The sequence below is a fragment of the Pseudomonas khavaziana genome, from assembly GCF_036704165.1.
GTDB lineage: Bacteria > Pseudomonadota > Gammaproteobacteria > Pseudomonadales > Pseudomonadaceae > Aquipseudomonas > Aquipseudomonas khavaziana.
Map to the genome: position 1 here is coordinate 2,229,655 of NZ_CP129946.1, position 18,529 is coordinate 2,248,183.

The window sequence follows — 18,529 nt, forward strand, 5'->3', positions numbered from 1 at the left end:
TCCGACAGGCGTGCCAATTGATACGGGGGCTGGCCGCAAGCGGGGCGCTCCGTATAATGCCGGCATCGCCACTGGTATGGATTAACGGATTGCATATGACAGAACAGCGCCCTATCGCGGTCCTGGGAGGCGGAAGTTTTGGTACCGCCGTGGCTAACCTGCTGGCCGAGAACGGCCAGGCAGTGCGTCAGTGGATGCGCGACCCCGAGCAGGCCGAAGCGATTCGCGTGCATCGTGAAAACCCCCGTTACCTTAAAGGCATCAAGATTCATGCGGCGGTCGAGCCGGTCACCGACCTGCTGGAGACCCTCACGGCCTGCGACCTGTGCTTTGTCGCGCTGCCCTCCAGCGCCTTGCGCTCGGTGCTCGCCCCCCATGCCGAACGCCTGGCAGGCAAGCTGCTTGTCAGCCTGACCAAGGGCATCGAGGCGCACACGTTCAAGCTGATGAGTGAAATCCTCACGGAGATTGCACCTCAGGCGCGCATTGGTGTGCTGTCCGGGCCGAACCTGGCGCGGGAAGTCGCTGAGCACGCCCTGACGGCCACGGTGGTCGCCAGCGAAGACGAAGCCTTGTGCGAGCGCGTGCAGGCGGTGTTGCATGGCCGTACGTTCCGGGTCTATGCCAGCGCCGACCGTTTTGGCGTCGAACTGGGCGGCGCGCTGAAAAACGTCTACGCGATCATTGCCGGCATGGCCGTGGCCCTGGGCATGGGGGAAAACACCAAGAGCATGTTGATTACCCGTGCCCTCGCCGAGATGACCCGCTTTGCGGTAAACCAGGGCGCTAACCCGATGACGTTCCTCGGCCTGGCAGGCGTGGGCGACTTGATCGTCACCTGTTCATCGCCCAAGAGCCGTAACTATCAGGTCGGGTTTGCCCTGGGCCAGGGCCTGAGCCTTGAGGAGGCGGTGACGCGCCTGGGCGAAGTGGCTGAAGGGGTCAACACCCTGAAGGTATTGAAAGCCAAGGCCCAGGAAGTCGGTGTGTACATGCCGCTGGTCGCCGGGCTGCACGCGATCCTGTTCGAAGGGCGCACCTTGGACCAGGTCATCGAGTTGTTAATGCGGGCCGAGCCCAAGACCGACGTCGACTTTATTTCCACCAGTGGTTTCAACTGAGGAACGCATCATGAACGATCCGAAAGCCGCCCCCAAATACGAGTCGATTGCCTTGCGCGTCCTGTGGATGCTGGTATTCGCGCTGGTGTGGCAGGTGGCGCAATTGCTGCTCGGCGCGCTGGTGGTGGTGCAGCTGGTTTACCGTTTGATCTACGGCGCACCTAACCTGGGCCTGATGAACTTTGGTGACAGCCTCAGCCAGTTCCTCGCGCAGATCGGCCGCTTCGGCAGCTTCCACACCGAGCAAAAACCCTGGCCGTTCGCCGATTGGCCGGCCCCGCGTGCCCCGGAAGGCGAAGCCGCTCACAGCGTGCCACCGGCTCCGCACCCCGTGCGTGATGAAGAGCCAAAGCTATGAAGTTGTGGATTCTGCGCCACGGTGAGGCCCAGGGGCACGCCCGTACCGACGCCGAACGTAACCTCACCGAGCATGGGCGCGCCGAAGTATTGCGCAGCGCGGCGCACCTGATTGGCCAGCCCCTCAGCGCCATCATTGCCAGCCCCTATGTGCGGGCGCAGCAGACGGCGCAATTGGTGCGCGAAGCGTTGGCGTTTGAGCCGGACATCCGCACGGTGCCGTGGCTGACGCCCGACGGTAACCCGCTGCAGGTACTGGAAAACCTCGATACCGACGACAACGTGCTGCTGGTCAGCCACCAACCCCTGGTGGGCAGCCTGATCAGCTTCCTGTTGCACGGGCATCAGCGCCAGCCGCAGCCGATGTACACGGCCAGCCTCGCAGAGCTCGAGGGCGACTTTCCGCTGGCCGGCTTGATGAGCCTGGTCGGTGTGAAGAGTCCCTAATATAGGTATTTACACAGCGTTGGTGCGACGCTGGACCTGTGGCCTTACGACGTCTGAATGTGGGAGGGGGCTTGCCCCGATGGCGGTGAGTCAGCTCCAGATGCATTTGCTGACACTCCCTCATCGGGAGCAAGCCCCCTCCCACATTGGATCTTCACTGTCTTGAGCATGTCGTTCGCTTGACTGACCGACGCCGCGCCAAAATCATGTTGATGCCTAAGCCCGACGCAGCCTTCTAGCCTATTGCTCCAGCAGGCCGTCGCCTTTGTATGTGCTATACAGTCAACCAAGCAAGTGCTTGGTTGACTGTTTGGCGGATCACAAAGGAGCGCGTCCCATGCCTGTCGCTTTTCGTTTGCCGTTGCAGGTTTTCTTCGAGCGTGAAGCGCGGCACCCGCGCAAGGTCTTTCTGGTGCAACCCATCGAGGGCGGCGAGGTGCAGACCCTGACCTGGGGCGATGTCGGCCACCAGGCCCGGTGCGCCGCCCATTGGCTGCGTGGCCGGGAGTTGCCCCAGGGCTCGCACATCGCCCTGATCTCAAAAAACTGTGCGCACTGGATCATCGCCGACCTGGCCATCTGGATGGCCGGGCATGTCTCGGTGCCGCTCTATCCCAACCTCACCGCCGACTCCGTTGCCCACGTGCTGACCCATTCCGAGGCGGCGTTAGCGTTGATCGGCAAGCTGGATGACTGGTCGGCAATGGCGCCGGGTATTCCAGCGGGTGTGCCGACCATCGGTCTGCCGCTGTGCCCGGCGGGGATGTTCGATTTCAGCTGGGCGGACCTGCAAGCCTGTTCACCGATCCAGGACAACCCCGAACCCCTTGCCTCGACACTCGCCACCATCGTCTATACCTCCGGGACTACCGGCCTGCCCAAAGGCGTGATGCACACGTTCGGTGCCCTGGGCTTTGCCGCTACCCGCGGTACCGAGTTGTTTGGCCTGGGGGAAGAAGACCGGCTGCTGTCCTACCTGCCGCTGTGTCATGTGGCCGAACGCATGTTTGTGGAAATGGCCTCGATCTACACCGGGCAAACCGTGTTTTTTGCGCAAAGCCTGGAGACCTTCCTCGCCGATTTGCGTAGGGCACGGCCGACGGCCTTGTTTGGTGTGCCGCGTATCTGGACCAAATTCCAACTGGGGGTCTACGCCAAGCTCCCGGAAAAGCGCCTCGAGACCCTGCTGCGCCTGCCGTTCATCGGCAAGCGCGTGGGCCATAAAGTGCTGGCGGGCCTGGGGCTGGATGCGCTGCGCATTGCCTTGTCCGGCGCGGCACCGGTGCCCGAGGCGCTGTTGCGCTGGTATCAGCGCCTGGGCCTGGATGTGCTGGAGGTGTATGGCATGAGCGAAAACTGTGGTTATTCCCATGTGTGTACCCCGGGTGCACAGAAGCTAGGCTGGATCGGCCTGCCATGCCCTGGCGTGGAAGTGCGCATCGATCCGGCGGGCGAGGTGCAGGTGCGCAGCGGCGCGACCATGCTGGGCTATTTCAAGGACCCGCAGAAAACCGCTGAAACGCTCACCGAGGACGGCTTCCTGCGAACCGGTGACAAGGGCGAGCAGGACGCCGACGGTCGCCTGCGCCTGACCGGGCGCCTCAAGGAAATCTTCAAGACCAGCAAAGGCAAATACGTGGCGCCGGCACCGATTGAAAATCGCCTGGCCGAACATGCGCGCATCGAACAGGTCTGTGTGCTCGGAGAGGGGCTCGCCGCGCCGATTGGGCTTTGTGTATTGTCGGCGCCGCATGAGGACCACCGAACCCTTGGCGCCGGTCTCGAACATTGGCTGGAACAGGTCAATGCTGCCCTGGATAAACATGAGCGCCTGCGTCAACTGGTGGTGGTGAAAGACAGTTGGGCGGTGGAAAACGGCTTCCTGACCCCGACCTTGAAGATCAAGCGCAACGTGATCGAGTCGACGTACGGGGCACATTTGCAGGCATGGAGCGCGCGCACCGAAACCGTTCTGTGGCAGGATTAGGCACGTAATAAAATCAACAAGGACACTCCTATGAGCCTGTGGCGCACCCAACCGAATATCGAACAACTCAATGCGATGCAGAAAAACACCATTGGCGAGTTGCTGGATATTCGTTTCGAAAGCTTCGACGACGAATCCCTCACCGCCAGCATGGTGGTCGATCACCGCACCCATCAGCCTTACGGGCTGTTGCACGGCGGCGCCTCGGTGGTGCTGGCCGAGAGTGTCGGCTCCATGGCGGCCTACCTGTGCATCGACGCGAGCAAATTCTATTGCGTGGGCCTGGAGGTCAACGCCAACCACCTGCGCGGCGTGCGCAGCGGGCGGGTGACGGCGGTGGCCAAGGCCATTCATATCGGGCGCACGACCCAGGTGTGGGACATCCGCCTGAGCAGCGACGATGGCAAGGCCAATTGTATCTCGCGCCTGACTATGGCCGTGGTGCCGCTGGGCGAAAAGCCGCCGGCGCGATAGGCGTGGCGTGAGTGTCATCATTCCTGGCAGTTACGGTCATTGCTGGAGCCAGCCGCCTTGGTGACAATCCACCTCTGTTTTTGTTGATGGAACCTGTATGCCGCAGCACGTGTTTTTTACCCACGCCAATGGCTTCCCATCGGCCACCTACGGCAAGCTGTTTGCCGCTCTGGCCCCGGAATATGCGGTAGCGCATCTGCCGCAGCACGGTCACGACCCCAGGTTCCCGGTGGATGATAACTGGCAGAACCTGGTGGATGAGCTGATCCACCACCTGGAGCAGCAGCCCGAGCCTGCGTGGGGCGTGGGACATTCCCTCGGAGGCGTGCTGCACCTGCACGCGGCCATGCGTTGCCCGCAGTTGTACCGGGGCGTGGTAATGCTGGATTCGCCGGTGCTGACCCGAGCCGACCGCTGGGTGATCCGTGCCGCCAAGCGTTTTGGCTTTATCGACCGCCTTACGCCGGCTGGGCGCACCCTCGGCCGCCGTGAAGAGTTCTCCGATCTTGACGCTGCACGCAGCTATTTTGCCGGCAAGACCCTGTTTCGTGGCTTCGATCCCGATTGTTTTGACGCGTACCTGCAACATGGCCTGCAGCAAGTGGGCGACCGCCTGCGCCTGCGGTTCGATCCGGCCACCGAAATCAGCATCTATCGCGGCGTACCCCACACCAGCCCGGGCCAGGTGCGCCAATTGAAGGTGCCGCTGGCGGTGGTGCGTGGGCGCCAGAGTCGTGTGGTGATGCGCCACCATGCCAGCGGCGTCGACCGCCTGCCCATGGGCGAAATGCTCACCATGCCGGGCGGCCATATGTTCCCCCTGGAACGCCCCCAGGACACCGCCACCTTGATCAAGAACCTGTTCGCCCGTTGGCAAGCCCGCGAGCGCAGTTGCGCATGAGCACACCTGTCGAAGAAGTTCGCCTGAGGCTGCCGCATATTGAGTTGGCGGCTCATCTGTTCGGCCCCGAGGATGGCCTGCCGGTGATCGCCCTGCATGGCTGGCTGGACAACGCCAACAGCTTTGCGCGCCTGGCGCCGAAGCTGCATGGGTTGCGTATTGTTGCACTGGATCTGGCGGGGCACGGGCACTCGGACCATCGTCCGGCAGGGGCCGGGTACGCTTTGTGGGATTACGTCTATGACGTGTTGCAAGTGGCTGAACAGCTTGGCTGGAAACGTTTTGCATTACTTGGCCACTCCCTGGGTGCCATTGTCTCCCTGGTGTTGGCCGGGGCCTTGCCGGAGCGTGTGACGCGCCTGGGTTTGATCGATGGCGTGATCCCTCCGACCGCCAGCGCCGAGAACGCGGCCGAACGCCTGGGCATGGCCTTGCAGGCGCAAATGAGCCTGCAAGACAAGCGCAAACCTGTCTACGGCACGCTCGATCGAGCGGTGGAGGCGCGGATGAAGGGCATGGTGGCGGTCAGTCGTGAAGCCGCAGAACTGCTGGCCCAGCGCGGCCTGATGCCAGTGCCGGGCGGTTACACCTGGCGCAGCGACAGCCGCCTGACCTTGGCATCGCCGACGCGCCTGACCGATGAGCAGGCCATGGCTTTCGTAAGGCGCGTAGGTTGCCCTACGCAGTTGGTGGTCGCGTCTGAGGGCATGTTGGCGAAACATTCCGAATTGCTTTCCCAGCTTCCCTTCACCGCTACCACGCTGCCAGGCGGCCATCATTTACACCTGAATGACGAGTCCGGCGCCGCTCTTGTTGCAGACTGTTTCAATCGGTTCTTCTCCACGCCTTGACTTGGCGGGGTCAACTGCCGAGGCTGGGCGGATTGAAAGGGAGTCAACCATGTACACACTCAATACCGCTGTCACCCCCATTGGCCAGGACTCATTGATCCGATGAGCCTGGGTAAAGGATATCTCCGGGCCCTTGGCCTTTGCTGTTTCAGCCCCCTGGTGTTCGCCGCCGACGTGCCAGGTAGCCAGGATCTGCCTGCCGTGGCCCGCCAGGTTGACGCGCAGATCGTCGATTATCGCCCCGCCGAAGAAAAGGAACGCATCTACCCCATGGGCGCGATCCGCAAGATCAGCGGCCAGTTGCGCTACGAGGGCCAGGCCACCGCGCGCGGCCAAGCCACTGCAATCACCTATGAACTGCCCGCCGAGCACAGCTCCAGCGCGGCCTTCACGGCAACGCGCGAAGCCTTGCAGGCCAACGGTGCGCAATTGCTGTTCTGGTGCCAGGCCCGCGATTGCGGCGAAAGCAGCCTGTGGGCCAATGAGGTGTTCGGCAACGCCAAGCTGGTGGGGGCCGACGGCCAGCAGGAGTACTTGCTGCTGCGCCTGGCCGCCCCGCAGGACAATTCCCTGATCGCGCTGTACGGCATCACCCGCGGTAATCGTCGCGCTTACCTGCATGTCGAGCAACTCGACGCCAGCGCGCCTTTGGGTAACCTGCTGCCGACTTCGGCCACCCTGTTGCGTGAACTGAAAAGCACCGGCGAGCTGGACTTCCCGGCGCTGGGTGCCGAACCTGACGCCACGTGGCTGACCTTGATTTCCCGCGGCCTGAACCTCGATACCACCTTGCGTATCAGCCTGACCGGGCCGAACGCCGAAGCCTGGCGCCAGGGACTGATCGATGCCGGCGTGCGCGCTGCCCGCCTGGAAACCGGCACCGGTGACGCTAAGGGATTGCACCTGCATCTGATACGCTGACCGTCATCAGGCGAACGGACCCGCGCCGTTCGCCTAAGCTCTCTTCCAATAGCCTTAGTCTCGAGATACCCGATGCTCAATAACGATCGCCTGCTGGTGCAAATCCTGCTGCTGGTGCTGTTCGGTGCCAGCTTCTGGGTCATGGCGCCGTTCTGGTCGGCGCTGTTCTGGGGTGCGGTGCTGGCGTTTGCCAGTTGGCCGCTGATGCGTTTGCTCACGCGTTGGCTGGGCGGCCGCGAGTCCCTTGCCGCCGGCATCCTGACCCTGGGCTGGATGTTGCTGGTGGCGGTGCCGCTGGTATGGCTGGGGTTCAACCTGGCCGACCATGTGCGCGATGCCGTGGCGCTGATCAAGGACATCCAGGTCGACGGCTTGCCCGAGGCGCCGACCTGGCTGGGTTCGATTCCGTTAGTCGGCGAGCGCCTGGTGGGAATGTGGGACAGCATCGATCAACAAGGCGCGGCACTGATGGTCAGCATCAAGCCGTACCTCGGCCAGGTTGGCAATTGGCTGCTGGCACGCAGTGCGCAAATTGGCGGCGGCATTCTCGAGCTGACCCTGAGCCTGGTCTTCGTGTTCTTTTTCTACCGTGACGGGCCGCGCCTGGCGATGTTTGTGCACCGCCTGCTGGAGCGCCTGATTGGCGAGCGCGCCGGCTATTACATCGAACTGGTGGCCGGCACCGTGCAACGGGTGGTCAACGGTGTGATCGGCACCGCAGCGGCCCAGGCCCTGCTGGCCCTGATCGGCTTCCTGATTGCCGGCGTGCCGGGTGCGCTGGTGCTGGGTATTGTCACCTTCCTGCTCAGCCTGATCCCCATGGGCCCGCCGCTGGTGTGGATCCCGGCCACGGCCTGGCTGGCGTGGAAGGGCGACTACACCTACGCCGTATTCCTGGGTGTGTGGGGCACGTTCGTGATCAGCGGCGTGGACAATGTGCTCAAGCCGTACCTGATCAGCCGTGGTGGCAACCTGCCGTTGGTGATCGTGCTGCTGGGGGTGTTTGGCGGCTTGATAGCGTTCGGCTTTATCGGCCTGTTTATCGGCCCGACCTTGCTGGCAGTGGCCTACAGCCTGCTGACCGACTGGAGCGCCACCCAGGCGCAAGTCCGTCGCGAGGACAAACCCTGTAACTGAGGCGTTCAGGCGCGGGGCCGCCACATGACGGTGGTCAGCCCGCCGCCTGTGTTTCTTCCAGGCTCAAGCTCGCCGCTTCCCTGGCAATCGTCATGCCCAGGCCGACGCCACCCGAGTTGCGGTTGCGTGAGCGCTCGGATGACCAGCGCGTCGCGGCTGTCTCTCGGGCATTTGATCAGTATTTACCGATCATCGGATCCCGCAACGGCGCTGCTTGCGCTACAATCCGCGCCGATTTCGACTTGCCTGAGAGCCTATTCCAATGTCCGTCTGCCAGACTCCTATCATCGTCGCCCTGGATTACCCCACCCGTGACGCCGCACTGAAGCTGGCTGACCAGTTGGACCCCAAGCTTTGCCGGGTCAAGGTCGGCAAGGAACTGTTCACCAGTTGCGCGGCTGAAATTGTCGGCACCTTGCGCGACAAAGGCTTCGAAGTGTTCCTCGACCTGAAATTCCACGATATTCCCAACACCACGGCGATGGCGGTGAAGGCTGCGGCCGAGATGGGGGTGTGGATGGTCAATGTGCACTGCTCCGGTGGCCTGCGCATGATGAGCGCGTGCCGCGAAGTGCTGGAACAACGCAGCGGTCCGAAACCGCTGCTGATCGGCGTGACTGTGCTGACCAGCATGGAGCGCGAAGACCTGGCCGGTATTGGCCTGGATATCGAGCCCCAGGAGCAGGTCTTGCGCCTGGCGGCCCTGGCGCAGAAAGCCGGCCTGGACGGCCTGGTGTGCTCGGCCCTGGAAGCCCAGGCCCTGAAGAACGCCCACCCCTCGTTGCAACTGGTGACGCCGGGGATTCGCCCGGCGGGCAGTGCCCAGGATGACCAGCGCCGTATCCTGACCCCGCGCCAGGCGTTGGATGCGGGCTCCGACTATCTGGTGATCGGTCGTCCGATCAGCCAGGCGGCGGATCCTGCCAAAGCGTTGGCCGCAGTGGTTGCCGAAATCGCCTGATACTCAAGTGAACACTGTAAAAAATGTGGGAGTCCCCACCACATCTTCGATGTGACGCTGTCGCGCAGCAAACTTGGGAGCTTGCTCCCGGGGCGGCCTGACAGCCGAGCAGGATGTTGGTTTTCGTCCTCGGTACATATCCGTTACTTGGGCAACGGCCACTTATGGTTCCGCTCTTACAGCGGCTCACTTTTGAAAAGCCGGAATGCCGGCCCAGGCAAAAGTAAGCAAAACGCTCTTGCCCCACCACTCGGCACCTCGCCTAGGCTCGGTGTACCCTCACTCCGGCTTGAATCCGTGGGCCGCCGTCTTGGGCCATCCCTGGCCCAAGACGGCTAACCCGGCGTCCTGCCGGGTTAGCCACGGCTTCAAGCCTGCGTTCGGCCAGCGTGGTTTAACGGGGCGCCTAAGATCAAGAGCGACTCGCTGCGCATCGCAGATACGCCGGCGGCGCTTTTGCTTTTCTGTAGGAGCGAGCTTGCTCGCGAAAAACCTGAAAACGCCGCGTTCTTTCTGGTTTCCCGCGTCATCGTTAACGACCTTCGCGGGCAAGCCCGCTCCCACAGGGGTACGCGCACGCTTCAACGATCAGGTCGGCTATAAGGCCGCCTCGCTGTGTTTTTGATCTTAGGCGCCCCGTTAAACCACGCTGGCCGGAATTCGATGTTGATTTGGGGGTAAACCGGCAGGGATGCCGGTTTAGCCGCCCCGCGCCATGGATGGCGCGTGGCGGCGGCCCCCCAAATCAATGTCGGATTACGGGCACACCGAGCCTGAGCGAGGTGCCGAGTGGTGGGGCGAGAGCCTTTTGGTTACTTTTGGGCTCTTTTCAAAAGTGACCCGCTGTAAAAGCGGAACCAATAGTGGCCGTAACCTAAATAACGGATATGTACTCGGTCTGATCCATCATCCCAGTCGGCTGTCAGGCTCCAGGGAGAGCAAGCTTACTTCCCAGGGGGGCAAATCCCCTCCCACATTTCGATCTACAATGTGTCAGCTGACTTTTAGAACCAACTTGCCAAAGTTCTCGCCGTTGAACAGCTTCATCAGCGTTTCCGGGAATGTCTCCAACCCTTCGACAATATCTTCCTTGCTCTTGAGCTTGCCCTGCGCCATCCAGCCGGCCATTTCCTGCCCGGCCGCCGGAAAGTTTGCCGCGTGATCCATCACCACGAAGCCTTCCATGCGTGCGCGATTGACCAGCAATGACAAGTAGTTGGCCGGGCCTTTGACGGCTTCCTTGTTGTTGTACTGGCTGATGGCGCCGCAAATCACTACGCGGGCTTTCAGCGCCAGGCGGCTGAGCACGGCGTCGAGAATGTCGCCGCCGACGTTATCGAAATACACGTCCACCCCTTTGGGGCACTCGCGCTTGAGAGCCGCGGGCACGTCTTCGCTTTTGTAGTCGATGGCGGCATCAAAGCCCAGTTCATCCACCAGGAACTTGCACTTGTCGGCGCCACCGGCAATCCCCACCACGCGGCAACCTTTGATCTTGGCAATTTGCCCGGCGATGCTGCCCACGGCGCCCGCGGCGCCGGAGATCACCACGGTGTCGCCGGCTTTCGGCGCACCGGTCTCCAGCAACGCGAAGTATGCGGTCATGCCGGTCATGCCCAAGGCAGACAGGTAACGTGGCAGGGGCGCAAGCTTGGGGTCAACCTTATAGAAGCCACGGGGTTCGCCGAGGAAATAATCCTGCACGCCGAGTGCGCCGTTTACATAGTCACCCACGGCAAACTTCGGGTTGTTGGAGGCGATCACTTTGCCGACGCCCAGGGCACGCATCACTTCACCGATGCCGACCGGTGGGATGTATGACTTGCCCTCATTCATCCAGCCACGCATCGCCGGGTCGAGGGACAGGTATTCGTTGCGCACCAGCACCTGGCCATCGGCGGGCGCGCCCACCGGCACTTCCTGGTAGGTAAAGGTTTCCCGCGTGGCCGCTCCGACCGGGCGTTTGGCGAGAAGAAATTGGCGGTTGGTCTGGGCGGTCATGGCAAGGACTCTTTAGAAATGAATCCTGAGTGATAGACCTTCAGTGGCGGTAGGGCAAGGTTATCAGTGGGTGACGAATGCCCATCGATAGGCCTCACTGATAATCACCCGGCTGACGTTATCACTGCGATTCATGCTGCCCCAACCGGCCTTCTGATAGTGCTGACGCGCTGCTCCCAGCGTTGGCTAGACTCGCTCCACCGCTACTCCCCATAGGACGCTTCCCATGAGCATGACGTTTTCCGGCCAGGTCGCCCTGGTCACTGGCGCCGCCGCTGGTATTGGCCGTGCCACCGCGCTGGCATTTGCCGCCGAAGGCTTGAAGGTGGTGGTCGCCGACCTTGATGCGGCGGGCGGCGAGGGCACCGTCGCACTGATCCGAGAGGCCGGAGGCGAAGCCCTGTTTGTGCGCTGCGACGTCACGCTCGAAGCCGATGTGCAGCAACTGATGGCCCAGACTGTCGCTGCCTACGGGCAACTCGACTATGCCTTTAACAACGCAGGGATTGAGATCGAGAAAGGCAAGCTGGCCGACGGCAGCCTGGACGAGTTCGACGCCATCATGGGGGTTAACGTCAAGGGCGTGTGGTTATGCATGAAGTATCAGTTGCCGTTGCTGCTGGCCCAGGGCGGTGGGGCCATCGTCAACACGGCGTCGGTAGCGGGGTTGGGGGCGGCGCCGAAGATGAGCATCTATGCCGCGTCCAAGCATGCGGTGATCGGCCTGACCAAGTCGGCAGCCATTGAGTACGCGAAAAAGAACATCCGGGTGAACGCGGTCTGCCCGGCAGTCATTGATACCGACATGTTTCGCCGTGCCTACGAGGCTGACCCGCGCAAGGCCGAATTTGCTGCGGCAATGCACCCGGTCGGGCGCATTGGCAAGGTCGAGGAAATCGCCAGCGCGGTGCTGTACCTGTGCTGTGATGGTGCGGCGTTTACCACTGGCCAGGCGCTGGCGGTGGACGGCGGTGCGACGGCGATCTAGGACTTCACGTCATGTCCAATTCGAAAAGTGAGTGACCTGCTGTGAGGGGTTTCCAGAGCTGGCAAAGTGCCGTGCCCGAATATGTATCGCTAGGTAAATAATTCAATAAAATCAATACTTTAATAAATGTTGGCGACGAGTTTTGACCGGCTTCTGTGCTTAACTGTTTTAGGTTTACAGACAGTTGAAGTGAGTGGCTCATGGATTTAGGGATCGATCGACAAGCCCAGGTACCGGTGGTTCAGCAAATCGTCAGCGCAGTGGCGCAATGGATTCGCAAGAATGGGGTAAGCCCCGGAACACGCTTGCCGTCCATTCGGCAATTGGCCCTCGACAACCTGTTGAGCCAGTCCAGCGTGATGGAGGCATTCGAACGGTTGGTGTCCCACGGCCTGCTGGCCTCGCGGCACGGTTCGGGGTACGTGGTGGCGCAACCGCCGGCTGCCGACGAAAACCACTGGTACGAAGGTGCGGAACAGGGCTGGGGCGCCTTCACCGACAGCCCCTTGGGCGAGCTGAAACTGGGGTGCGGCTGGTTGCCCGACGCCTGGCGTGAAAGCGATGACATCAGCTATGCGATCCGCGAAGTCAGCCGTACCGACACCGCAGGCCTGTTCAACTACAGCACGCCGCTGGGGCTGCCCGCGCTGCGCGAACAACTGCTCAAGCGCCTGACTCAGATCCATGTACCCTCCAGCCTGGACCGTATCCTCACCACCCATGGTGCCAGTCATGCCCAGGATCTGCTGATACGCACGCTGCTCAAGGCCGGTGATGAGGTGGTAATCGAGACGCCAGGCTACGGCAACCTCTATCGTCAATTGGCCTTTCAGGGGGTCAGGCTACTGGAGGTGCCACGTACCCGGGGCGGCCCGGATATCGCGGCGTTGGAAGTGTTGCTGCAAACCCATCGGCCCAAGTGCCTGTTTATCAGCAGCCTCTATCACAACCCCACCGGCACCAGTCTGTGCCGCAGGGTCGCGGAGCGTTTGCTGGAGCTGGCGCGGGACCAGGACTTCCTGATCATCGAGGAGGACGTCTACGGCGACCTGCAACATGCCAGTTGCACGCGTTTGTCGGCGTTGCCCCACGATGACCGGGTAATCTACGTCTCGAGTTTTTCCAAGACCCTGAGCAGTGCCTTGCGCGTGGGCTACCTCTGTGCCAATGCCGCGACCATTACCCAATTGGCCCACCTCAAGACCCTGACGGGGATTGGTACCTCACGCTTTGCCGAAGCCATGTTGGCAACGTTGCTGAGCAACGGCACTTACCGCAAGTGGGTGCAGCGCCTGCGCAAGCGGCTGAACGCGCAGATGGCCGCGACCTTGCAGGTGCTCGAAGATGAAGAGTGGCAGGTGTTTGCCGTCCCCGCTGGCGGCATGTTCCTGTGGGCGCGACCTGGCTTGGCAGACTCTGCACGCTTGCAGGCGTGCGCCCGGCGGCTGGGGGTGTTGCTGTCGCCGGGTGGGCTGTTCAGTCCGACCGGCGAGCGCAGCGAGTGGCTGCGTATCAATGTGGCCTATGCGGCCGATCAGCGCGCATTGGCGCTGTTTCGTGCCATGGGCCCAGCCAGATCGACCTCGACCATTCTGAAAACGACGCACGTGTAGCTTTTTGCCATTATTCCGGCGCCAGCCGCTTGTGCTAAGCACTCGGGGGTTGCCAATCTCACTGCTTGTAAACCTGGCTTATGGCATTTGCCATCGCAAGAGGATTCAAGGCAATGATTTCGGGCGTGCAACGACGTTTCGCCAACCTTGGCATGGCAAAAAAACTGGGTTTGGGCTTTAGCCTGGTACTCCTGCTCACGGCGCTGGTGGCGGCGATAGGTGTGTGGTCGCTGCAAACCGTCGGCCAGCGTTTCGACGGGCTCACCAGCATGTCTTCACTCAACAGCGGCTTGCTCAAGGTGCGCTTGATCGAGCAGGACTACGCACTGCACGCCGACTCCAAGGCCGTTGACGACCTGCATGCAGGTGTTGAGGCGCTGGCGGCGCAGGCCGCCAGTCTCAAGGCCGGGTCTGCGGCCAACGAGCAAGTAATGGCTGACGTTGAGCAAGCCTTGGCGGCGTACCGCAAGGCGTTCGATGAGTTCGTCGAACTGAACCAGACCAAGGACCTGGCGCTGGAAATGGCCAGTTGGTCAGTGTCCAGCGTGGCGAACAACCTGGACGTGTTGCAAGCCGGCCTGGCGGACGACGGTGCCTATGGTCTCAAGGAAAGCCAAGGCAAGGAGGGCACCGAGTTTATCGAACAGGCGGGGCAGGTCAGCCAGGTGTCGCGCTTGATGCTGCAAGCCATGAACGAGGCACGGGTGCGCCTGGACCAGAGCCGCAAGGCTGACGCAGATGATGCCGGGCAGGGCAGGATCGAACAGGCCGACCAGGCGCTGGCCGAAGTCGAGAAGCTCAAGGTCAGCGTGAAGGATCCTGGCTACCAGACCGTCCTCAACGAAGTCGCCGGGCACATCGCGGCGTTCAGTGAAAAACTTGGCGAGTACACCGGGCTGCTGGCCCAGGAAAAACTCGTCTACACGCAACTGCGCGACCGCGCCGAGCACGTGGTCAGCCGTGTCAACCAGGCGTATGCCGCCGAAGACCAGTCGATGCAGGCGCAGTTGCATCGCAGCGCAATGCTGATCATCGGCTCATCCGCTCTGGCTTTGCTGGTGGGTTTGATCGCGGCATGGGTGATAACCCGGCTGATCGTGGCGCCGCTGCGCAGCGTGATTGCGGTGGCCCAGCAAATTGCCGCGGGTGACCTGAGTGGGCGCATGGAGGTCAGCCGCCGTGATGAAATCGGCCAACTGATGCAGGCGATGCAGCAGATGGGCAGTGGTTTGAGCCAGATCGTGCGCGGGTTGCAGGCCGGTATCGAACAACTCGCCAATTCCGCGCATTCACTGTCCAGTGTCACCGAGCAGACCAACCTTGAGGTCAGCAGCCAGAAGGAGGAAACCGAGCAGGTCGCCACCGCGATGAATCAGATGACCGCCACCGTGCATGATGTGGCGCGCAACGCCGAGCAGGCCGCCCAAGCCGCGCAGACGGCGGATGACAAGGTCGACAGTGGCCAGCAGGTGGTGCGCCTGAGTTTGCAGCGTATCGAATTACTGGCGGCGTCGAGCAGCAGCGCCAGCGCCAGCATCGAGGGCCTCAGTGCAGAGATCCAGAATATCGGTACTGTCTTGAGCGTCATCAACAGCGTGGCTGAACAGACCAACCTGCTGGCCCTGAACGCTGCCATTGAAGCGGCGCGTGCCGGTGAGCAGGGTCGTGGCTTTGCCGTGGTGGCCGATGAGGTGCGGGCACTGGCCAAGCGCACCCAGCAATCGACTGAGGAAATCGAGCGGCTGGTCAGCACCTTGCGCAGTGCGGCGCAGGCGTCGGTGCAACAGATCCAGCACAGTGGCGAACTGGTGAAGCAGGCGGTCGGTGATGCCCTGGAAACCGAAAGTGCGCTGGGCAGCATTGCCGCCGCCGTGTCACTGATCCAGCAGATGAACCAACAGATTGCCGCCGCCGCGGAGGAGCAAAGCTCGGTGGCCGAAGAGATCAACCGTAGCGTCACCAGTATCCGAGCCAGTGCCGATCATTCAGCGTTGAGCATGCAGGGCAATGCCGCATCGAGCCTGCAGCTGGCGCAGTTGGGGGTAGAGCTCAAGGGCATGGTGGGGCATTTCCGCCTTTGATCGCAGCAATGGCACTGCGATCAATAGGCAGGGCGATCAGGCGTGGGTGGCGAGGAAGGTCAGTAGGGCTTCATTGACGAATTCCGGGTTCTCGCGGCTGGAGATATGCCCGGCCTCGGGGATCAGGATCAGGTCGCAGCCGATCAGGTCGGCCATTTCCTCGGACTCGGCGGGCGGCCGGGGTTTGTCCTGCTCCCCGCACATCACCAGGGTGGTGTCGGAATCCAGGCGTGGCAGTTGCGCCAGGATGTCTTCGCGACTGAAGATCAAGCGTCCCAGGGGCACGATGCTTTCCAGCAGTTGCTCCTTGGAATAGCTTTGCAGGGACTTGCGAAAATCCTGGTACAGCGCCGATTCGCGGTCTATGCCCGGGCGGAAGAAGATCGGTGCGATCACATCCAGCAACGGTTCAGGGATCACGCCGGCGTCTTCAATCATCTTGAACAGCGAGAAATAGTACTGGCGCGTCGCTTCGGGTTCGGCGCCGAGGTAGGTGTCCATCAGCACCACGCTGTTGACGCGCTCGCAAGCCTGCAACGCCAGGCGTGCGCCCCACATGCCACCGACCGACAGGCCCACCAGGTTGATCTGCTCAATGTTCAGTTGGTCGAGCAGCGCCAGGGCCTGGCGGGCCAGATCATCCAGGGACCCGGTTTGCGTCGGCAGCGTGCCCGACTGACCATGGCCCCACAGCTCGGGAACGATCACCCGGTATTGCTGCGACAGCGCTTCAATCTGCGGCGCCCACATGTCGCTGGCCCACAGGTAGCTCGAACCCAACAGCACGACCGGGCCGGTGCCCTGGTCGAGATAATGCAGCGGTTGTCCATCAATCACGGCAACAGGCATAACAGGCCTCTAACTTCACGGAGTGAGGGGCACTTTTTTACGCTAGTTGTGGGCGGGGGGATAGGTGCAAAGTGATGGCCTGTGGAGTGAGGGCGCTCCCCAACTGATGCCCCGCGATCCAAATGTAGGAGGGCGGTGCGACGATTTGACTTGCTCCCGATAGCTGGGTGTCAGTCGATGCATCTGTTGACTGGACCACTTATATCGGGAGCAAGCCCCACATTTGGATCGTCTTACACCAGGTAAATCGCCTTTGCTCCACGTTATTACCTGGGCTGTCAGTCGTAGATAGCTTTCTTCTTCCACTCGGCATCGGCGTCGACCACCTTCAACCCCTCGGTCAACTCGTTGACTTCGTTCTCGGCGGGCTGGCTGTTGGTCAGTACCGTGGAGTTGGCGCGTGCCAGTTGTGATTCCAGCAGCTGCAACTGCGCGCTGTAGAGCACCGGCTCCGGTTGTTTGCGCAAGTACTGCACACCACGCTCGAACGCCAGGCGCGCCTGGCCCGGTTGGCCTTGCTGCAGGGCATGCTGGCCGAGGTTGTTGAAGAACTCAATGTGCAGCAGCACCAGGATATGACGGATTTCCTTGATCCAGTGCTTGGCTTCGTTGGTTGGCAGGAAACCGTCCTGGGCTGCACGGGTGACTTGGCCGTGCAAGGCTTCCAGTAAAAAGCGTACGTCCTTGGCCTTGGCTTCGGTCTGGATCGGTGCCGGTGGGTTCGCTACTGGAATAGATTCGCCCTGGGCGATCAGCGCATTCAGCTCGGCGATACGTGCCTTGAATGGCGCGCTGGATTTGTTGAGGTTCAACAGGCGCTGGATAACGTTCAGCTCCAGGCGCGTCAGCAACAGTTTGAGTGCCGGGGTCATCAGTTGGCCGGGAAAGGTCTCGGTGATTTCACCGCAGCGACGCAACCGATCATTAAGCTCGATCTCAGTGCGCTTCTTTTCCAGCTTGTTATTTTCCACCACGTGGTTCATGTAGCCAATGGCGATCAGTATTGCGATCCCGGCTATTACCAGCAGGGTGATCATGAGTGGTGTCACCGGTGTGACCTCTTTATAGGGTTTGCTGTGGAGTGTAGTGACTGGGTCAGCCGGCGGATAGGATTGATCGACCAATTGCCCAGGTACTTTCTTCTATATAGGTAGGCGTGCCCTGCATGGATGCACATTGCCATCATTTGCCCGGGTGAACTATAACGTCTTGGCGGGCGCCGGAATATAGGCGCCAAGGCTCGGGCGCCGACAAAGCCCGGGAAGGTCTGTAAAGGGTGGCGAAGTCATTGATTTAAATAAATTTATCCTTGGGGGTTGACGACCTTTCAATCCATCCATAGAATGCGCGCCACTTACAGCGTAAAGCACACAGCGAAACGCGGTAGGGAGTGAATGTTGTACGTGTGTCCCCTTCGTCTAGTGGCCTAGGACACCGCCCTTTCACGGCGGTAACAGGGGTTCGAGTCCCCTAGGGGACGCCATATGCGGGAATAGCTCAGTTGGTAGAGCACGACCTTGCCAAGGTCGGGGTCGCGAGTTCGAGTCTCGTTTCCCGCTCCAATTTTTAAGCAGTGTTGCCCTCGGGCGGCATTGAGTGAAACCAGGACCAAGTCTTCGGATGAGGCCTCTGGGCACTGAAATACACACCATGTGTTTCAGTAGCGTGTCCCCTTCGTCTAGTGGCCTAGGACACCGCCCTTTCACGGCGGTAACAGGGGTTCGAGTCCCCTAGGGGACGCCATTTGCGGGAATAGCTCAGTTGGTAGAGCACGACCTTGCCAAGGTCGGGGTCGCGAGTTCGAGTCTCGTTTCCCGCTCCATATTCAACGAAAACGCCG

General features: G+C 61.5%; 17 protein-coding genes, 4 tRNA genes and 2 pseudogenes. 19 read left to right on the forward strand and 4 right to left on the reverse strand.

Going from position 1 to position 18,529, the window contains the following annotated elements; genetic code table 11:
• Positions 1-95: 95 nt before the first annotated feature.
• The 9 genes from QYQ93_RS09965 (at position 96) to QYQ93_RS10005 (ending at position 8,196) form a co-directional block, all read left to right on the forward strand.
• Positions 96-1,121: an NAD(P)H-dependent glycerol-3-phosphate dehydrogenase gene (locus QYQ93_RS09965; RefSeq protein ID WP_043051248.1), complete on the forward strand. Its 1,026-nt coding sequence runs from the start codon at positions 96-98 to the stop codon at positions 1,119-1,121.
• 7 nt (positions 1,122-1,128) lie between these two features.
• Complete coding sequence (locus tag QYQ93_RS09970) at positions 1,129-1,479, forward strand: DUF4389 domain-containing protein (RefSeq protein ID WP_173664508.1); 351 nt, start codon at positions 1,129-1,131, stop codon at positions 1,477-1,479.
• The gene (sixA, locus tag QYQ93_RS09975; protein WP_043051246.1) at positions 1,476-1,925 is read left to right on the forward strand and encodes a phosphohistidine phosphatase SixA; all 450 of its coding nucleotides are present in this window, start codon (positions 1,476-1,478) and stop codon (positions 1,923-1,925) included. The genes QYQ93_RS09970 and sixA overlap by 4 nt, the downstream gene beginning before the upstream one ends.
• Before the next feature lie 337 nt (positions 1,926-2,262).
• Positions 2,263-3,912 carry an AMP-binding protein gene (locus QYQ93_RS09980; RefSeq protein WP_338476828.1) on the forward strand — a complete coding sequence of 550 codons (1,650 nt, stop codon included), beginning with the start codon at positions 2,263-2,265 and terminating at the stop codon, positions 3,910-3,912.
• Positions 3,913-3,942: 30 nt separating this feature from the next.
• Positions 3,943-4,386, forward strand: a complete 444-nt coding sequence (locus tag QYQ93_RS09985) for a hotdog fold thioesterase (protein ID WP_338476829.1) — start codon at positions 3,943-3,945, stop codon at positions 4,384-4,386.
• Positions 4,387-4,483: 97 nt separating this feature from the next.
• Positions 4,484-5,287, forward strand: a complete 804-nt coding sequence (locus QYQ93_RS09990; protein ID WP_338476830.1) for an alpha/beta hydrolase — start codon at positions 4,484-4,486, stop codon at positions 5,285-5,287.
• Positions 5,284-6,138: an alpha/beta fold hydrolase gene (locus tag QYQ93_RS09995; protein WP_043051242.1), complete on the forward strand. Its 855-nt coding sequence runs from the start codon at positions 5,284-5,286 to the stop codon at positions 6,136-6,138. Before QYQ93_RS09990 ends, QYQ93_RS09995 begins: the two co-directional genes overlap by 4 nt.
• Positions 6,139-6,240: 102 nt before the next feature.
• Positions 6,241-7,059 carry a DUF4892 domain-containing protein gene (locus QYQ93_RS10000; protein WP_043051241.1) on the forward strand — a complete coding sequence of 273 codons (819 nt, stop codon included), beginning with the start codon at positions 6,241-6,243 and terminating at the stop codon, positions 7,057-7,059.
• 72 nt (positions 7,060-7,131) lie between these two features.
• A complete protein-coding gene (locus QYQ93_RS10005) occupies positions 7,132-8,196 on the forward strand; it encodes an AI-2E family transporter (RefSeq protein ID WP_043051240.1) in 1,065 nt (354 codons plus the stop codon).
• Between the two features lie 5 nt (positions 8,197-8,201).
• Here the strand turns inward: QYQ93_RS10005 and QYQ93_RS10010 are convergent.
• A pseudogene (locus tag QYQ93_RS10010) lies at positions 8,202-8,332 on the reverse strand (two-component sensor histidine kinase); the annotation flags it as partial.
• 126 nt (positions 8,333-8,458) lie between these two features.
• On the opposite strand from QYQ93_RS10010, the gene pyrF reads away from it, so the two are divergent.
• Both pyrF and QYQ93_RS28530 read left to right on the forward strand, forming a co-directional pair.
• Entirely contained in the window at positions 8,459-9,157 is a 699-nt protein-coding gene (gene pyrF, locus QYQ93_RS10015) for an orotidine-5'-phosphate decarboxylase (RefSeq protein WP_043051239.1), read from the forward strand.
• A 478-nt stretch (positions 9,158-9,635) separates the two neighbouring features.
• Entirely contained in the window at positions 9,636-9,782 is a 147-nt protein-coding gene (locus QYQ93_RS28530; RefSeq protein ID WP_422394044.1) for a hypothetical protein, read from the forward strand.
• Between the two features lie 368 nt (positions 9,783-10,150).
• Here QYQ93_RS28530 and QYQ93_RS10025 read toward each other — a convergent pair whose 3' ends face one another.
• Entirely contained in the window at positions 10,151-11,158 is a 1,008-nt protein-coding gene (locus QYQ93_RS10025; protein ID WP_338476831.1) for an NADP-dependent oxidoreductase, read from the reverse strand.
• Between the two features lie 226 nt (positions 11,159-11,384).
• On the opposite strand from QYQ93_RS10025, the gene QYQ93_RS10030 reads away from it, so the two are divergent.
• The 4 genes and pseudogenes from QYQ93_RS10030 to QYQ93_RS28540 all read left to right on the forward strand — a co-directional run bounded on the left by QYQ93_RS10030 (position 11,385) and on the right by QYQ93_RS28540 (position 15,840).
• Positions 11,385-12,146 carry an SDR family oxidoreductase gene (locus QYQ93_RS10030; protein ID WP_338476832.1) on the forward strand — a complete coding sequence of 254 codons (762 nt, stop codon included), beginning with the start codon at positions 11,385-11,387 and terminating at the stop codon, positions 12,144-12,146.
• A 200-nt stretch (positions 12,147-12,346) separates the two neighbouring features.
• Positions 12,347-13,759, forward strand: coding sequence for a PLP-dependent aminotransferase family protein (locus QYQ93_RS10035; RefSeq protein ID WP_043051779.1), 1,413 nt, complete (start codon positions 12,347-12,349; stop codon positions 13,757-13,759).
• A gap of 1,022 nt (positions 13,760-14,781) precedes the next feature.
• Positions 14,782-14,979: pseudogene (locus tag QYQ93_RS28535) on the forward strand (HAMP domain-containing protein); the annotation flags it as partial.
• The gene (locus QYQ93_RS28540; protein WP_422394055.1) at positions 14,977-15,840 is read left to right on the forward strand and encodes a methyl-accepting chemotaxis protein; all 864 of its coding nucleotides are present in this window, start codon (positions 14,977-14,979) and stop codon (positions 15,838-15,840) included. The pseudogene QYQ93_RS28535 and the gene QYQ93_RS28540, both read left to right, overlap by 3 nt.
• Positions 15,841-15,876: 36 nt before the next feature.
• On the opposite strand, the gene QYQ93_RS10045 is transcribed toward QYQ93_RS28540, so the two are convergent.
• Together QYQ93_RS10045 and QYQ93_RS10050 are read right to left on the reverse strand one after the other, a co-directional pair.
• Positions 15,877-16,689 (reverse strand): alpha/beta fold hydrolase, encoded by an 813-nt coding sequence (locus QYQ93_RS10045; RefSeq protein WP_043051777.1) that lies wholly within the window; start codon positions 16,687-16,689, stop codon positions 15,877-15,879.
• A gap of 278 nt (positions 16,690-16,967) precedes the next feature.
• The gene (locus QYQ93_RS10050; RefSeq protein ID WP_043051776.1) at positions 16,968-17,738 is read right to left on the reverse strand and encodes a hypothetical protein; all 771 of its coding nucleotides are present in this window, start codon (positions 17,736-17,738) and stop codon (positions 16,968-16,970) included.
• Between the two features lie 358 nt (positions 17,739-18,096).
• On the opposite strand from QYQ93_RS10050, the gene QYQ93_RS10055 reads away from it, so the two are divergent.
• The 4 genes from QYQ93_RS10055 to QYQ93_RS10070 all read left to right on the forward strand — a co-directional run bounded on the left by QYQ93_RS10055 (position 18,097) and on the right by QYQ93_RS10070 (position 18,511).
• Positions 18,097-18,172, forward strand: a tRNA-Glu gene (locus QYQ93_RS10055).
• Between the two features lie 3 nt (positions 18,173-18,175).
• A tRNA-Gly gene (locus QYQ93_RS10060) sits at positions 18,176-18,251 on the forward strand.
• Between the two features lie 105 nt (positions 18,252-18,356).
• A tRNA-Glu gene (locus QYQ93_RS10065) sits at positions 18,357-18,432 on the forward strand.
• Positions 18,433-18,435: 3 nt separating this feature from the next.
• Positions 18,436-18,511: transfer RNA gene (locus tag QYQ93_RS10070), tRNA-Gly, on the forward strand.
• The last annotated feature ends 18 nt before the right edge of the window (positions 18,512-18,529 follow it).

What these genes read in the sequence shown, in the direction of transcription:
- QYQ93_RS09990 (WP_338476830.1), top strand. Translation starts at nt 4,484, where the DNA reads ATGCCGCAGCACGTGTTTTTTACCCACGCCAATGGCTTCCCATCGGCC.
- QYQ93_RS09995 (WP_043051242.1), top strand. Translation starts at nt 5,284, where the DNA reads ATGAGCACACCTGTCGAAGAAGTTCGCCTGAGGCTGCCGCATATTGAG.
- QYQ93_RS09985 (WP_338476829.1), top strand. Translation starts at nt 3,943, where the DNA reads ATGAGCCTGTGGCGCACCCAACCGAATATCGAACAACTCAATGCGATG.
- QYQ93_RS09965 (WP_043051248.1), top strand. Translation starts at nt 96, where the DNA reads ATGACAGAACAGCGCCCTATCGCGGTCCTGGGAGGCGGAAGTTTTGGT.
- sixA (WP_043051246.1), top strand. Translation starts at nt 1,476, where the DNA reads ATGAAGTTGTGGATTCTGCGCCACGGTGAGGCCCAGGGGCACGCCCGT.
- QYQ93_RS10005 (WP_043051240.1), top strand. Translation starts at nt 7,132, where the DNA reads ATGCTCAATAACGATCGCCTGCTGGTGCAAATCCTGCTGCTGGTGCTG.
- QYQ93_RS10000 (WP_043051241.1), top strand. Translation starts at nt 6,241, where the DNA reads ATGAGCCTGGGTAAAGGATATCTCCGGGCCCTTGGCCTTTGCTGTTTC.
- QYQ93_RS10030 (WP_338476832.1), top strand. Translation starts at nt 11,385, where the DNA reads ATGAGCATGACGTTTTCCGGCCAGGTCGCCCTGGTCACTGGCGCCGCC.
- QYQ93_RS10035 (WP_043051779.1), top strand. Translation starts at nt 12,347, where the DNA reads ATGGATTTAGGGATCGATCGACAAGCCCAGGTACCGGTGGTTCAGCAA.
- QYQ93_RS10025 (WP_338476831.1), bottom strand. Translation starts at nt 11,158, where the DNA reads ATGACCGCCCAGACCAACCGCCAATTTCTTCTCGCCAAACGCCCGGTC.
- pyrF (WP_043051239.1), top strand. Translation starts at nt 8,459, where the DNA reads ATGTCCGTCTGCCAGACTCCTATCATCGTCGCCCTGGATTACCCCACC.
- QYQ93_RS10045 (WP_043051777.1), bottom strand. Translation starts at nt 16,689, where the DNA reads ATGCCTGTTGCCGTGATTGATGGACAACCGCTGCATTATCTCGACCAG.
- QYQ93_RS09980 (WP_338476828.1), top strand. Translation starts at nt 2,263, where the DNA reads ATGCCTGTCGCTTTTCGTTTGCCGTTGCAGGTTTTCTTCGAGCGTGAA.
- QYQ93_RS28540 (WP_422394055.1), top strand. Translation starts at nt 14,977, where the DNA reads ATGGGCAGTGGTTTGAGCCAGATCGTGCGCGGGTTGCAGGCCGGTATC.